This window comes from Azoarcus sp. Soil_N_20 (assembly GCF_057656155.1).
This window is the reverse complement of sequence record NZ_JBDGKX010000003.1, coordinates 165155-179134: the sequence shown is the minus strand read 5'-3', so window position 1 is coordinate 179134 and position 13980 is coordinate 165155. Positions and strand designations below refer to the sequence as shown.

Here is a 13980-nt window from a genome sequence, read left to right as displayed (position 1 = left end):
GGACGCCCGGTTCAGGGCAGCAGGAAGGCGCTGCGCTCGGTGATCGCGGTCGGCGGGCCGTCGACGGCCTCGATATGGAAGCGGATCTCCTGCGCACCGGAGCGGGCCGGAACCGGGTCGGCGGCCACCGTCATCGGTACCGGCAGCACGCTGCCGCTGGCGACGTGGAAGGTGTCGGCGCCGACGATGCGCGCGCCGGCCGGGCCCTCGACCCGGATGCGGAAGACGCGCGGCGCTTCGAGCATGTTCATCAGCTTCAGCGTGTAGGTGTTCTCGATAGACCCGTCGGTGGCTTCGCGCAGCAGCGCGTGGCGGTCGCGCAGCACGTCGACCTGCAGCGGGATGCGCTCGGCGACCAGCCAGATGCCGGCCACGATGAAGGCCACGAGGAAGCCGAGATAGGCCATCGCGCGCGGCCGCCACAGGGCTGCGCGGATGGGCGAGCCGGGTTCCGGCGTGGCCGCCGGCGCGGCGAGCTCGCTTTCGGAAGCGAAGCGGATCAGGCCGGTGGGGCGGGCGATGCGGGCCATCACCTCGTCACAGGCGTCGATGCACAGGCCACAGTCTATGCACTGGTACTGGAGGCCGTCGCGGATGTCGATGCCGGTTGGGCACACCTGAACGCACAGGCTGCAATCGACACAGTCGCCGCGCGGGCTGGTTTCGCCACGGGCCGTGGTGCCGGGTGGCTTGGCGTCTGCCGTTGCCGTGGCAATCGTGGCCGTGGTACCGCCTGCAGCCTGGCTGCGCAGCTTGCGCGGTTCGCCACGGGCGCTGTCGTAGCTGACGGTGACCGTGTCGCGATCGAACATCACGCCCTGGAAGCGCGAGTAGGGACACATGTGGGTGCACACCATCTCGCGTGCAAAGCCGGCCTGCAGGTAGGCGAAGGCGGCGTAGAAGAACACCCAGAAACCTTCCCACGGGCCGGGCTCGCCCGCGCCGAGCTTGCGCAGCAGCTCGCCGATTGGGGTGAAATAGCCGACGAAGGTAATTCCGGTCCACAGCGCGATTGCCAGCCAGATCGCATGCTTGCCGCCCTTCAGCGCGATCTTGCGCAGGCCGGGGGGCGCCTGGTCCAGCCGCATGCGGGCGAGGTGGTCGCCTTCGACGCGTTCTTCGACCCAGCGGAAGATCGCGGTATAGACCGTCTGCGGGCAGGCGAAGCCGCAGAACAGGCGCCCGGCCACCGCGGTGACGAGGAACAGCGCGGTCGCCGAGATCATCAGCAGCAGCGCCAGCAGCATCGCGTCCTGCGGCCACAGCACCAGGCCGAACAGGTAGAACTTGCGCTCGGCGATGTCGAACAACAGGGCCTGACGGCCATCCCAACTCAGCCAGCAGCTGCCATAGAACACGAGCTGAGTGATCCAGACCATGGCCCAGCGCAGGCTGTCATAACGGCCGCGGGTACTGCGCGGGTGGATCTTGCCGGTCTTGCGGTAGAACTCGATGCGGGCACCCTGTGCCCGGGTCGATGGCGTTTGCATGAGAGCGTCCCCCTGCGACCCGCACCGTGCTTGGTTCGCGGTGTCCGGGGCAGTGATCGGAAGTAGACCACTCGGGCGCGGAGCGTAACAGTCTCAGTTCTCGTGATTCACAGGCGTAACAGTTCGGTGGGTTTGACCGTACACGTCGTTCGTGGCCCAAGTGTTCGGCGGCGCGCGGCCCCGACCCGAGATGGCATACCGGCAACAAGCGCTCCTCATCACCTTGCAGATCTTCGGGCCCGGATCGGGAGGCTGCGACAGTGGATACAATCGGTGTTTTGTGTGGTCATAGATGCCATGAATATCCATGCCGTGGACCTCAATCTGCTCAAGGTTTTCGAGGCCGTATACCTGGAGCGCAGCGTAAGTCGTGCGGCGGTGCGTCTCGAACTGACCCAGCCCTCGGTGAGCCACGGGCTGACCCGGCTGCGCCTGTTGTTCGGCGATCCGCTGTTCGTCCGCACGCGCGCCGGGGTCGAGCCCACCATGGTCGCCGAGCGTATTGCCGGCCCGGTGCAGCAGGCGCTGCGCGTGCTGCAGGCCACGCTCGACGAGCACACCCACTTCGACCCCGCCAGGTCGAGCCGCAGTTTCCGGCTGCACATGAGCGATTTCGGCGAGGTCATCTTTCTGCCGCAACTGATGCGCGCGCTGCAGCAGCGGGCCCCCGGGGTGCGCATCGAGACCCGCCAGCTCGCCGGCGCCGAACTGGCGGGCGCGCTCGACAGTGGCCAGATCGACCTCGCCATCGGCTATCTGCCGGCGCTCGAGGAGGGTTTCGACAGCCGCCACGTGGTCACCGACGAGTACGTCATCCTTGCGCCGCGGAGCCCGGGACGGACGGGCAGGGCCGCGGTAGACGCGCTCGATGGCATGGACTACATCGCGGTGACCTCGCATCCGCAGACGCTCGCAATCCTGCGCGAGTGCGGCCTGCTCGAGCGGGTGAAGCTGTGGGTACCCCACTTCATGGTGGTGCCGGCGATCCTCGCCGAGCGTGATTTCGCCGTGGTCGCGCCACGTCAGGTGGTGAACGCGTTCCGCCCGCGCGGACGGGTGCGCGCCTTTCCGATTCCGGTGCCGCGGCGGGCGATGGATGTGAACCTGTACTGGAACCGGCGCTATTCCGGCGATCCCGGCCATGGCTGGATGCGCGACCTGATCGCCGAACTGTTCGACAAGGGCTGATCCGCCCGACCTTGCGCCGTCGCGCGGTTCAACGGGTTCTTCGATGTTATCGATGCGGTCTATATCAGACGTATAGCCAGCCCAATTGCCGGCTCCGGCATGCCCTCCTAAGGTGGCGGTCACCCCGACCCAGCTTCCACCCAGGAGACGAAAGGCATGTACACCACGGGCACCGCATTTCTGGAGGCGCTCTACGAGCGCGGCATCCGCTACCTGTTCGCCAATCTCGGCAGCGACCATCCCGCGATCGTCGAGAGCATCGAGGAGGCCAAGGTCGCCGGCCGGCCGATTCCCGCCGTGATCACCTGCCCCAACGAGATGGTGGCGCTGAGCGCGGCGCAGGGCTATGCCCAGGTCACCGGCCAGCCGCAGGCGGTGCTGGTGCATGTGGAGTGCGGCACCCAGGCGCTGGCCGGTGCGGTGCACAACGTCGCCAAGGCGCGCGTGCCGGTGCTGATCTTCGCCGGCGCTTCGCCTTTCACCCAGGAAGGCGAACTGCGCGGCAGCCGCAACGAATTCATCCAGTGGATCCAGGACGTGCACGACCAGCGCGGCATCGTCCGCGGCTATACCCGCTACGACAACGAGATCCGCACCGGGCGCAACGTCAAGCAACTGGTCTACCGCGCGCTGCAGATCGCGTGCAGCGACCCCAAGGGCGCGGCCTACCTGACCGGCGCGCGCGAGGTGATGGAGGAGGAGGTGCCACGGGTGGAACTCGACCCCGCGTTGTGGCAGCCGATTGCCCCCTGCGCCCTGCCCGAGGACGGGTTGCAGGCGCTGCTTGCGGACCTGGTGACGGCGCGCAATCCGGTGCTGGTGACCTCCTTTGTCGGACGCAACACCGAGGCGGTAACCGAATTGGTGAAGCTGGTGGACCGGCTGGCGATTCCGGTGCTGGAGTCGGTGCCCTCGTATGTGAACATCCCCACCGATCACCCGATGTACCTCGGCAACCAGTGGAACGCGCCGCGCCAGAACGAGATCCTGGCCGAGGCCGACGTGGTGCTGGTGATCGACAGCGACGTGCCGTGGATCCCGCTGGTCAATCGTCCGAGCGAAGGCGCGCGCGTGTATTACATCGACGTCGACCCGCTCAAGGAGCAGATGCCCTTGTGGTACATCCCGTCGCGCTGTGTGTTCCGCGCCGATGCGCGGACCGCGCTCGCCCAGCTCAACGCCGGTGTCGGCGGCCTGGCGGTGGACGAGGCGCTGGTGGCAGCACGGCGCGACCGCATCGCTGCGCGCCACCGCCTGCGCGACCAGGAGCTGCGCGCCCGTGAGGTCCAGGGCGACACGATCACGCCCGAGTTCCTGACCGCCTGCGTGCGCGAGTTCATCGACGACGACACCATCGTCTGCAACGAGGGCATCTCCAACTACGATGTGATCATCAATCACCTCGGCATCCGCAGGCCGGGCGGGATGATCGCCAGCGGCGGCGGCTCGCTGGGCTGGAACGGCGGCGCGGCGATCGGGGTCAAGCTCGCCCATCCGGACAAGACCGTGGTCGCGCTGTGCGGCGATGGCAGCTACATGTTCACGGTGCCGTCGAGCGTGCACTGGATGGCACGCCGCTACGCCACCCCCTTCGTGCAGATCGTCTACAACAACGGCGGCTGGAAGTCGCCCAAGTTGTCCACCCTGGCCGTGCATCCCGACGGCCATGCCAGCCGCTCCGCCGACCTCGGGGTGAGCTTCGACCCCCCTTCCGATTACGCCGGCATCGCCGCCGCGGCCGGCGGCGCGCTGGCGCTCACCGTATCGAGCCCGCAGGCGCTGCGCGGGGCCCTGGCCGAGGCGTTTGCCGCGGTTCGTGCGGGCCGCTGCGCGGTGCTCGACGTGCACCTCGACCGCCTGTAGTCCGCCCCGGACGCAGGTGCCCACCCCCAAAACACCTAGAGGAGACACGAACATGAGCACCCTGATGAACCCGGCCCTGTGGCAGGGCAAGGTCCTGTCCGACGGATGGCAGACGGCGGACGACAGCGCGGCGGTCATCGACAAGGCCAGCGGCGAGCAGATCGGCACCATCGGCGTGGCCGACGCCGCGACGGTGAGCCGCGCCGCCGCGATGGCACGCGCTGCACAGCCGGGCTGGGCCGCGATGCCCTACGAGGAGCGCGCGGCGATCTTTCGCAAGGCGGCGCGCCTGGTCGAGGACAACCTGGATGATTTGGCCACCTGGATCATGCGCGAGACCGGTGCGATCCGGCCCAAGGCCGACGTCGAGTTGAAGGCCGCGATCGGTATCCTGCACGAATCGGCGGGCATGCTCACCGAACCACAGGGCCTGATGCTGCCGAGTAATGCAGGGCGGATGAGCTTCGCCCGGCGGGTGCCGCACGGCGTCGTCGGCGTGATCGCGCCGTTCAACTTCCCGCTGATCCTTGCGATCCGCGCGGTGTCCCCGGCGCTGGCCACCGGCAACGCGGTGGTGCTCAAGCCCGATACCCGCACCGCGGTCGCGGGCGGGGTGCTGATCGCGCGCATCTTCGAGGAGGCGGGCCTGCCGCCGGGCCTGCTGCACATGCTGCCGGGCGGGGCCGACGCGGGCAGCGCGCTGTGTTCCGATCCGAATATCGCGATGGTCGCGTTCACCGGTTCGACCGCAGTGGGCCGGATTGTCGGCGAGCAGTGCGGTCGCCATCTGAAGAAGGTGTCGCTCGAGCTCGGGGGCAAGAATTCCCTCGTCGTCCTCGAGGATGCCGATCTCGATCTCGCCGCCGGTTGCGCCGCTTTCGGCGCCTGGTTGCACCAGGGGCAGATCTGCATGGCCACCGGCCGCATTCTGGTGCACGAGTCGATCGCCGAGCAACTGATCGCCAAACTGACGGAAAAGGCCGATCACCTGCCGGTGGGCGACCCCACCACCGGCCGGGTCGCGCTCGGTCCGATCATCAGCGACGGCCAGTTGCGTCAGATCGATGCGATCGTCAAGGACAGCGTGGCCGCAGGTGCCCGGCTGTGCGCCGGCGGCACCCACGACAAGCTGTTCTATCGCCCCACCGTGCTGGCCGGCGTGAAACCGGGCATGCGTGCGTTCGAGGAGGAGGTCTTCGGTCCGGTGGCCACGGTGGTCACTTTCCGCGACGACGACGAGGCGGTGGCGCTGGCCAATGCGACCGAGTACGGCCTGTCGGCGGCGGTGATCTCGCGCTCGGTCGGGCGTGCGCTGGCGCTGGGCAACCGGCTCAACACCGGCCTGTTGCACATCAACGACCAGACCGTGGCCGACGAGCCGCACATCCCCTTCGGTGGTCGCGGCGCCTCGGGCAACGGCGGTCGCATCGGCGGGCCGGCCAACTGGGAAGAGTTCACCCAGTGGCAGTGGGTCACGGTCAAGGACACGCCGCCCGCCTATCCGTTCTGAGCCGCGTGCCCTGCACCGGCCGGTGCCGGGCGCACGCGGCCCCATTCATCACCCGGTTTCAGAACCCGGTCGCGCTCGTCCGTGGCCGGTATAACGCAAGGAGACAAAAAATGAACGTCATGAAGAATGCGGTCGTGGCTGCCGCGATGCTGGGCTGTTTCGCCGGTTCCACGTTTGCCGCGGACGAGGTGGTGCTGAAGGTGCATCACTTCCTGCCACCGGGCGCGACTGCGCACAAGCATTTCATCGAACCCTGGTGCGCGAAGATCGCCACCGAGTCGGCGGGCCGTCTCAAGTGCCAGATCTACTCGGCAATGTCGCTGGGCGGCACGCCGCCGCAACTGTTCGACCAGGCCAAGGACGGCATCGCCGACATCGTGTGGACGGTGCCGGGCTACCAGGGCGGCCGCTTCCCGGTCACCGAGCTGTTCGAACTCCCGTTCGTCACCCGCAACGCGGAACGCAGCAGCCCGGTGGTGTGGAACATCCTCACCAAGTACGCCGGCGACGAGTACAAGCCGGTCAAACCCTTGCTGTTCCACGTCCACGACGGTGCGCAGTTGCACACCACCAGCAAGCCGATCAAGGTTCTGGCGGATTTCCAGGGGCTGAAGCTGCGCGCACCCACGCGTCAGTCCACCCGCTTGCTGAAGGAGCTCGGCGCGACCCCGATCGGCATGCCCGCGCCACAGGTGACCGAGGCGCTTTCCAAGGGCGTGGTCGATGGCGCGATGCTGCCGTGGGAGGTGGTGCCGCCGCTTAAGGTGCACGAGGTGGTGAAGTTCCACACCGAGACCGACGAGGCCGTACCGATGCTGTCGAACACCGTCTTCGTGTTCGCGATGAATCCGGCGAAGTACAACAGCCTGCCGCCCGAGTTGAAGAAGGTGATCGACGCGAACAGCGGCGCCGAAGCGTCGGCCTGGGTCGGCAGGGTCTTCGACGAGGCGCGCGTAGTCGGACGCCGGCTGGCGCAGGAGCGGGGCAACGAGATCCATGTGGTGCCGCCGAGCGAGCTGGGCAGCTGGCTGGTCGCCGGCGACCGGGTGGCCGCGCAATGGGTCGAGGAGACGGCCGCCAAGGGCTATCCGGCAAAGGACATCCTGGCCGAGGCGAAGGCTGCGCTCAACGCCCGCAGGGCGCACTGAGCGGGTGGACCGCACCGGTAGGGTGTGGCCCACCGGCGCTGCCGGTGTAGACCGTACCTGCTTTCGCAGCGGCACCGAACGTCGCATCGTGCCGCTGCGGATCGTGAATCGTCGATGTCATTCCCGGGGGAACAGAACATGAAAAAAGAAGTGGATGCCGGCTCCGTGCCCGGTCCGCGCGTGCTGGTGCTCGGCGCAGGGGCGATGGGCTCGCTGTTCGGCGGCCTGCTGGCCGAAGCCGGGGTGGCGGTCACCCTGGTGGACATCAATGCCGCGCACATCGATGCGATTCGCCAGCGCGGCCTGAAGCTGGTCACCGACCGCGGCGCGCGCCAGGTCCGGCTCGCTGCGTGTCGGCCCGACGAGGTGCGCGAGCGGCCCGACCTGATCATCCTGTTTACCAAGGCGATGCACACCGAACCGGCCCTGGCCGGGATACAGCGCTGGATCGGGCCCGAGACGCGGATCCTCAGTCTGCAGAACGGCCTCGGCAACGGCGAGCGGATCGCGGCCTATGGGGCCTCTGACCGGGTGGCGATCGGCATCACCACCTGTCCCGCCGACCTGTGCGGACCCGGCCAAGTCGAATCGCACGGGCAGGGCAAAGTCCGTTTCACCCGGCTCGACGGCGTGAGCGACGAGGTCTTCGATCGCATTGCCTTGCTGATGTGCGAAGCGGGGCTCGACTGCGCGATCGACCCGATGGTGCACACCGCGATCTGGGAGAAGGTGGCCTTCAATGCGGCCTTGAACAGCATCTGTGCGGTGACCGGATGCGCGGTCGATGCCATCGGGCGCCTACCCGCGGCACAGGCCTTGGCGCTGGCCATCGTCGATGAGGTGCTCGCGGTGGCCGGTGCCGAGGGCGTCGAGGTCGATGCCGAGCGGGTCCGCGCGACGCTGCTGCATGCCATCGGGCATCACGTCGGCCACAAGCCGTCGATGCTGCAGGACGTGCTGGCCGGGCGCGCGACCGAAATCGAATCGATCAATGGTGCGGTCGTCGCTGCCGCGGCGGCGCGCGGCGTGGCGACGCCGAACACGCTCGCCATGCTGGCCCTGACCCGCATGGTTGAGGATCGGGGAGCGTGCGGATGAACAACGGTTGCCAGTGCGTGTGGTGCGTTTCTCCACATGCGCAAACCTCGAACAGACGGTGATCCAGCCAGGCCGGCGTCGATCGATCCGTTCCGCTGATCCACGACGTCGAAGCAGGGGGAGGCTCGATCCGTCTTACCCCATCATCGCCCCCAGCCGCTGCATCGCCTGCTCGATCTGTTCCGACCACGGATGGCCGAAGTTGAGGCGGATGCAGTTGCCGTATTCGCGCTTGGCCGAGAAGATCGGCCCCGGTGCGATGCTGATGGCGGCGTCGAGTGCGCGCCGGTGCAGGGCGAGGGCGTCGATCGCCGCCGGCAGTTCCACCCACACGAAATAGCCGCCCCGCGGACGGGTGATCCGGGTGCCGTGGGGAAAGTGGCGTTCGATCGCCGCGGCCATGCTGGCCTCCTGCACTTCCAGCGCGCTGCGCAAGCGGCGCAGGTGCGTGTCGAAGGCGCCCTGCTTGAGGAAGTCGGCCAGCGCGATCTGCACCGGGATGGTGGTGGCCAGGCTGGCGGAGAGTTTCAGACGCTGGATTTTCTGCGCGTAGCGCCCGGCCGCGACCCAGCCGACCCGGTAGCCGGGGGCGAGACTCTTGGAGAAGCTCGACACATGCAGCACCAGGCCGGTGGTGTCGAGCGCCTTGGTGGCGAGCGGCGCCTGGCGGCCGAAATACAGTTCGGCATAGGTGTCGTCCTCGATCAGCGGCACGTCGTGGCGGCGCAGCAGATCGAGCAGGGCATGCCGGCTCGGGTCCGGGACGAGGCTGCCCATCGGGTTCTGGAAATTCAGCATCAGCAGGCAGGCCTTCACCGGGTGATGGCGCAGCGCGTCTTCGAGCGCGGCGAGGCTGACCCCGTCGCGCGGGTGGGTGGGGATCTCGATCACGCGCAGGCCGCGGCGCTCGATCATCTGCAGGCCGGCGTAGAAGGTCGGCGATTCGACCGCGACCAGATCGCCGGGCTGGGTGGTGGCCTCGAGGCAGAGGTTGAGCGCCTCCATCGCGCCCGAGGTGATCACGATCTCGGCGGACGGCAGCGCCACCCCGTTGGCGAGGTAGCGCAGGGCGATCTGGCGGCGCAATTCGTCGTTGCCGGGCGGCAGGTCGGTGACCGTGGCGCGTGGATCCATGTGGCGCGCGGCCGCGGCGAGGAAGCGCCCGAGCTTGTCGAGCGGGTAGAGGTAGGGGCTGGCGAAACTGGAGCCCAGCGGCACCACTGCCGGATCCTTGACCGACTCGAGAATCTCGAAGATGAAGTCGCTGACCCTGAGTTCTGTGGAGGCGCCGACCGGGCGGGTCATCCCGGGCTCGGCCAGGGTGTTGGGCGGCCTGGCACGCACGTAGTAGCCGGACTGCGGGCGGACTTCGATCAGGCCACGGCTCTCGAGCAGGTAGTAGGCCTGAAGGATGGTGGACGGGCTCAGGCGCTGGGCGGCGCAGGCCTTGCGGATCGAGGGCAGGCGCTCGCCGGCGCGCAGCACGCCGTCGCGAATGCGCTGCTCGAGGTCGAGGGCGAGGCGGTCATAGAGGTTCATGCGGGCTCCCCGCGGGCGCCAGACGTGACGGAATCAGGCGCCGCAGCTGGGCGCCGAGCACTGCCCGGAAACGCGGGCTGTGCAGGCAGACGCCGCCGACCAGGCCGACCATGCAGCCGACGATGGTGTCGACCAGGCGCGCCTCGATCAGCGCGGCCGGCGCACTATGCCCGAGGGTGGCCGCTTCGGCGAGGAAGATCGTCAGCGGGGTGATGAAGATCACCGCGAAGCCGTAGTGGCGCACCACCATGGTCTCGATCACGAACACCAGCGCGATCACCAGCAGCGCCACGCTCCAGCCGTTCAAGGGCAACATCAGGAGCGCCCAGGCCAGCAGCAGACCGATGCCGGTGCCGACGACGCGGTGCACCTGCTTGGTCCACACCGCGCGCAGCGACACCCCCTGGATCACCGCCAGGCAACTCACCGGCACCCAGTAGGGCCGCTCCAGTTGCAGCGCCTGGGCGAGCGCCAGCGAAATGCCGACGAAGGCGCCGATCACCACCGCGTCGAACACGACGAAGTCGAAAGTCGGTGCGGGCAAGGGCGCCACCGGCTCGGGCGCCCGCAGACGCAGCGCGATCAGGCTGTAGAAGAACGCGATCAGGCAGGCCAGCAGGCAGCCCATGGTGAACAGCCCGACCTTGAGCGGTACTTCGTCGATTTCGCCCGGCGAGTAGGCCCCGATCGAGGCCGCCATGATGAAGAACAGGCTACCCGGCGGCCCCAGGCCGTAGAACCGGCACACCATGGTCACCAGCATGGCGGTGAAGGTGAGTACCCACATCATCAGCGGCGGGAAGAAATGGCTGATCACGCCCAGCGCATAGCAGGCAGCCAGGCCGAAGCCGCAGGCCATCAGCGAGACCATGCGGTGGGACATCGGCGTGTTGGGCAGATACAGGAACACCAGGCCGCCGATCGAGGAGATCAGGCCGTAGTCCATGCGACCGAAGAATGCGCCGACCAGCAGGGGCAGGCCGGACGCGAGCGCCGCGGCGAACGGCATCTGCCACAGCCGGTTGCTGGGGTTGATCGTCGCCAGCGCCTGCCATTCGGCACGCGCCAGCGTCTTCAGCCTGTTCCACCCTTTCAGTTGCGTCATCGATCGGCCCTTCTGCCGTGCCGCTTGCGCGCGGTGGGCGCGAAACGGTCAGAAGGGACGCACTTTACCAAGGGCCGCGGCAGAACTGTCAGTAGCCCACGGTAAAGCGTGTGCGCGAGTGCGCCGGGCGTTCGAGTTCGTCGATCATGGCGACGGCGTAGTCTTCGATCGAAATCCGGCTGTTGCCTTCGGCGTCCACCAGCAACTGGTCGGTGCCGAGACGGAACTTGCCGGTGCGCTCGCCCGGTTCCAGATAGGCCGAGGGGCTGAGGAAGGTCCACTCCAGCGTGTCTTCGGTGCGCAACATGTTGAGCGCTTCGCGCGCGCCAGCCGCGGTCTCCTTCCACTGCGCGGGGAACTCCGGGGTGTCGAGCAACTGTACGCCGGGCGCCACCTCCAGGCTGGCTGCGCCGCCGACCACGAGCAGGCGCGGCACGCCGGCGGATTTGACCGCGTCGATGATGGAGCGGATGCCGCGCACGTAGTAGTTGAACACCTCGCTCTGGGCGTGACCGCTGAACGCGCTGATCACGGCTTCGTGACCGCGCAGCTGGGCGCTCAGGCCGGCGCTGTCGAGCGCGTCGGTCTTGAGTGCGGTGAGGCCGGATTGGGTGGCGAGCTTTTCCGGGCGGGAGACGAGGGCGGTCACCTGGTGGCCGCGGGCGAGCGCTTCCTTGAGCAGGGCGGAGCCGACAAAACCGGTGGCGCCGATGAGGGCGATTTTCATGATGAGACCTCTTCCTTGGTTGAATGGAACAATCGGGTGGAGGCATCATCGCAGGCGGTATTGATACGATAAACGCCGACAGAGGCGATTTACCGTTATCGATTTATTGACAGTAGACTGCGAGTGTCCGGCACCGGAGGCGTCTTGCCCTGATTCCTACTTTGCGCCGCCATCCCTTTTTCATGCGAGTCCGCGATGTCCATTGCCGACAGGATCGACCTGAACAGCCTGCTCAGCTTCGCCGCGGTGGCCGAGGCCGGTGGCTTCACCGCTGCGGCGGACCGTCTGGGAACGAGCAAGGCCCGGATCAGCCTCGAGATCGGCCGGCTCGAAGCCCGGCTCGGCTGTACGCTGTTCAGCCGCACCACGCGCCGGGTGATGCTCACCGAGGCGGGCGAAGCGGTGTATGCGCGCTGCGTGCCGCCGCTGCGTGAGGCCCGCGATGCGCTCGCCGAGGTGGGCGAGGGCACGGCGGAACTCAGTGGCAGCCTGCGCATCACCGCATCGGTCGATCATGCCACCCAGTCGCTGGCGCGGGTGGTGGCAGAGTTCGCGCTGCGACACCCGCGGCTGCAGATCGAGCTGCGCACCAGCGACCGCGTGGTTGACCTGGTCAAGGAGGGGCTGGATCTGGGCATCCGCGTCGGCTGGTTGCGCGATTCGACCCTGCGCGCGACCAAGCTCGGCGACTTCGCACAATATCTGGTGAGTTCGCCCGCCTATCTGCAGCGCCACGCCCCGCCGCAGACGCCGGAAGATCTCGCCGCACACGCCTGGGTAGCGCTGACCCTGCTGCCCACCCCGCTGACCTGGACCTTCACCGCCGCCACCGGCGAAAGCCGCAGCGTGCGCATGAATGCCGCGCTGCGCACCGATTCCGCCAGCACCCTGCGCGCACTGCTGCGCCACGGCGCGGGGGTCTCCGTGCTCGACCAGCACAATGTCGAAGCGGGTCTGCGCAGTGGCGAACTGGTTCGTCTGCTGCCCGAGTGGACCCTGCCCAGCGGCGGCATCTACGCCGTGCATCCGCCGGGGCGGCACGTGCCGGCCAAGGTGCGCGCCTTCATCGATTTCTACCGTGCTGCAGTTGCGGCAGCGGCATGAAGGCGGTCTGCCTCGAACGTGCATTTCCGCGGCCGTACGCCTTTTTTGGCGTGGCGACATCCCGGGCTTTCATGGATGCGACGCGCAGGAACGCAATGCCCCGACGATGCTCCGGAAGCGCATGACCGGGGGGTAAGGTACCGGGGGTGACAGTCGTGCGACCGCTTTGCCTTTGAAGGCCTGTCCGTATCTGATCATTGGTGCACCGCATAATCCGTTCTAGACTGTGAAATATTCTGTTACCGGGAAGGTGAGCGACGATGATGCCAAATCGCGTTTTGAGCAGCACGCCCCGGGCCCTTCCCGCGCCGGGTGACGGTCGTGGCCGGACGGATCCGGTGGAGGCGGGGCGTGCCTGACGACTCCCGGGACGCAGGGGGTCCGGGATTGCCCGTTCGGGTGTACACCATGGGCCGCTTCGCGCTGCTCAAGGATGGTGTACCGATCGCGTTCTCCGGGAAGAAATCCCCGCGCAAGGCGCTGGAGCTGCTGCAGGCGCTGATTGCCCTTGGGGGGCGTGATGTCCATCTGAGCTACCTCATGGGCGCGATCTGGTCGGAAAACGAGAGTAGTGATCAACGCAAGCTCTTCGACAACACCCTCCACCGTTTGCGAAAGCTCCTTGGATGTGAAGACGCCATCACGCTTGGGAGCTCAAAGCTCACGCTGAACCATGAAACCTGCTGGGTGGACGCCTGGGCGTTCCAGCGCCTTGCGGGGAGTGCGCTTGCGGGCAAGCATCTGGCCGAGCAGACCGCGATGCGCGCGATCGGGCTTTATCAGGGGCATTTCCTTCACGGAGAACTGGAGCTCCCCTGGCTGATCGCCTATCGGGATCGCCTTCACAGTACCTTCCTGAGGCTTGCGCTTACCCATGGGCACGGTCTGGAGACCGCCGAAGCGTGGCGGAGGGCCGCGGACGTGTATGAGCTCGCGATCGAGAAGGACAACCTCGTCGAGCGGCTCTACCAGCGTCTCATGGTGTGCTATCAGGCGCTCGGCGAACATGCCGAGGCGCTCAGAACCTATCGTCGCTGCCAGCAAATCCTGTCCATCGTCTTCGGCGTCAAGCCGTCGGCCGAAACCGAGAGAATTCGCGCGCGCAGTCGGAGTCCCGGCAGCGACAGTGTGGAAGCCGCGGCCGCGCATTGAGCGAGCGGACGGCGCGCTGGCCCGACGGCGGAGCGCCCCATCCGTCGGGGGGTGTT

10 protein-coding genes and 1 pseudogene are annotated in these 13980 nt (G+C 67.6%); 7 read left to right on the top strand and 4 right to left on the bottom strand.

What is annotated here, in order from left to right; all coding sequences use genetic code 11:
- Positions 1-11: 11 nt before the first annotated feature.
- A complete protein-coding gene (gene ccoG / locus AC3A35_RS08125) occupies positions 12-1490 on the bottom strand; it encodes a cytochrome c oxidase accessory protein CcoG (RefSeq protein WP_487435533.1) in 1479 nt (492 codons plus the stop codon).
- A gap of 297 nt (positions 1491-1787) precedes the next feature.
- On the opposite strand from ccoG, the gene AC3A35_RS08120 reads away from it, so the two are divergent.
- The 5 genes and pseudogenes from AC3A35_RS08120 to AC3A35_RS08100 all read left to right on the top strand — a co-directional run bounded on the left by AC3A35_RS08120 (position 1788) and on the right by AC3A35_RS08100 (position 8297).
- A complete protein-coding gene (locus AC3A35_RS08120; protein WP_487435532.1) occupies positions 1788-2678 on the top strand; it encodes a LysR substrate-binding domain-containing protein in 891 nt (296 codons plus the stop codon).
- Between the two features lie 153 nt (positions 2679-2831).
- A pseudogene (locus tag AC3A35_RS08115) lies at positions 2832-4541 on the top strand (thiamine pyrophosphate-requiring protein); the annotation flags it as partial.
- A 52-nt stretch (positions 4542-4593) separates the two neighbouring features.
- Positions 4594-6051 carry a benzaldehyde dehydrogenase gene (locus AC3A35_RS08110; RefSeq protein WP_487435531.1) on the top strand — a complete coding sequence of 486 codons (1458 nt, stop codon included), beginning with the start codon at positions 4594-4596 and terminating at the stop codon, positions 6049-6051.
- Positions 6052-6161: 110 nt separating this feature from the next.
- Positions 6162-7199 carry a TRAP transporter substrate-binding protein gene (locus tag AC3A35_RS08105; protein WP_487435530.1) on the top strand — a complete coding sequence of 346 codons (1038 nt, stop codon included), beginning with the start codon at positions 6162-6164 and terminating at the stop codon, positions 7197-7199.
- Positions 7200-7337: 138 nt separating this feature from the next.
- Positions 7338-8297: a ketopantoate reductase family protein gene (locus tag AC3A35_RS08100; RefSeq protein WP_487435529.1), complete on the top strand. Its 960-nt coding sequence runs from the start codon at positions 7338-7340 to the stop codon at positions 8295-8297.
- 135 nt (positions 8298-8432) lie between these two features.
- Here the strand turns inward: AC3A35_RS08100 and AC3A35_RS08095 are convergent, their stop codons facing one another.
- From AC3A35_RS08095 to AC3A35_RS08085, 3 genes are all read right to left on the bottom strand, one after another.
- The gene (locus AC3A35_RS08095; RefSeq protein ID WP_487435528.1) at positions 8433-9836 is read right to left on the bottom strand and encodes an aminotransferase-like domain-containing protein; all 1404 of its coding nucleotides are present in this window, start codon (positions 9834-9836) and stop codon (positions 8433-8435) included.
- Positions 9823-10941, bottom strand: coding sequence for an FUSC family protein (locus AC3A35_RS08090; RefSeq protein WP_487435527.1), 1119 nt, complete (start codon positions 10939-10941; stop codon positions 9823-9825). The genes AC3A35_RS08095 and AC3A35_RS08090 overlap by 14 nt, the downstream gene beginning before the upstream one ends.
- Positions 10942-11029: 88 nt before the next feature.
- A complete protein-coding gene (locus tag AC3A35_RS08085) occupies positions 11030-11668 on the bottom strand; it encodes an NAD(P)-dependent oxidoreductase (protein ID WP_487435526.1) in 639 nt (212 codons plus the stop codon).
- Positions 11669-11863: 195 nt separating this feature from the next.
- On the opposite strand from AC3A35_RS08085, the gene AC3A35_RS08080 reads away from it, so the two are divergent.
- Both AC3A35_RS08080 and AC3A35_RS08075 read left to right on the top strand, forming a co-directional pair.
- The gene (locus AC3A35_RS08080) at positions 11864-12772 is read left to right on the top strand and encodes a LysR family transcriptional regulator (RefSeq protein ID WP_487435525.1); all 909 of its coding nucleotides are present in this window, start codon (positions 11864-11866) and stop codon (positions 12770-12772) included.
- A gap of 408 nt (positions 12773-13180) precedes the next feature.
- Complete coding sequence (locus AC3A35_RS08075; RefSeq protein WP_487435524.1) at positions 13181-13924, top strand: AfsR/SARP family transcriptional regulator; 744 nt, start codon at positions 13181-13183, stop codon at positions 13922-13924.
- The last annotated feature ends 56 nt before the right edge of the window (positions 13925-13980 follow it).

What these genes read in the sequence shown, in the direction of transcription:
- AC3A35_RS08110 (WP_487435531.1), top strand. Translation starts at nt 4,594, where the DNA reads ATGAGCACCCTGATGAACCCGGCCCTGTGGCAGGGCAAGGTCCTGTCC.
- AC3A35_RS08075 (WP_487435524.1), top strand. Translation starts at nt 13,181, where the DNA reads ATGGGCCGCTTCGCGCTGCTCAAGGATGGTGTACCGATCGCGTTCTCC.
- AC3A35_RS08105 (WP_487435530.1), top strand. Translation starts at nt 6,162, where the DNA reads ATGAACGTCATGAAGAATGCGGTCGTGGCTGCCGCGATGCTGGGCTGT.
- ccoG (WP_487435533.1), bottom strand. Translation starts at nt 1,490, where the DNA reads ATGCAAACGCCATCGACCCGGGCACAGGGTGCCCGCATCGAGTTCTAC.
- AC3A35_RS08095 (WP_487435528.1), bottom strand. Translation starts at nt 9,836, where the DNA reads ATGAACCTCTATGACCGCCTCGCCCTCGACCTCGAGCAGCGCATTCGC.
- AC3A35_RS08085 (WP_487435526.1), bottom strand. Translation starts at nt 11,668, where the DNA reads ATGAAAATCGCCCTCATCGGCGCCACCGGTTTTGTCGGCTCCGCCCTG.
- AC3A35_RS08100 (WP_487435529.1), top strand. Translation starts at nt 7,338, where the DNA reads ATGAAAAAAGAAGTGGATGCCGGCTCCGTGCCCGGTCCGCGCGTGCTG.
- AC3A35_RS08080 (WP_487435525.1), top strand. Translation starts at nt 11,864, where the DNA reads ATGTCCATTGCCGACAGGATCGACCTGAACAGCCTGCTCAGCTTCGCC.
- AC3A35_RS08120 (WP_487435532.1), top strand. Translation starts at nt 1,788, where the DNA reads ATGAATATCCATGCCGTGGACCTCAATCTGCTCAAGGTTTTCGAGGCC.
- AC3A35_RS08090 (WP_487435527.1), bottom strand. Translation starts at nt 10,941, where the DNA reads ATGACGCAACTGAAAGGGTGGAACAGGCTGAAGACGCTGGCGCGTGCC.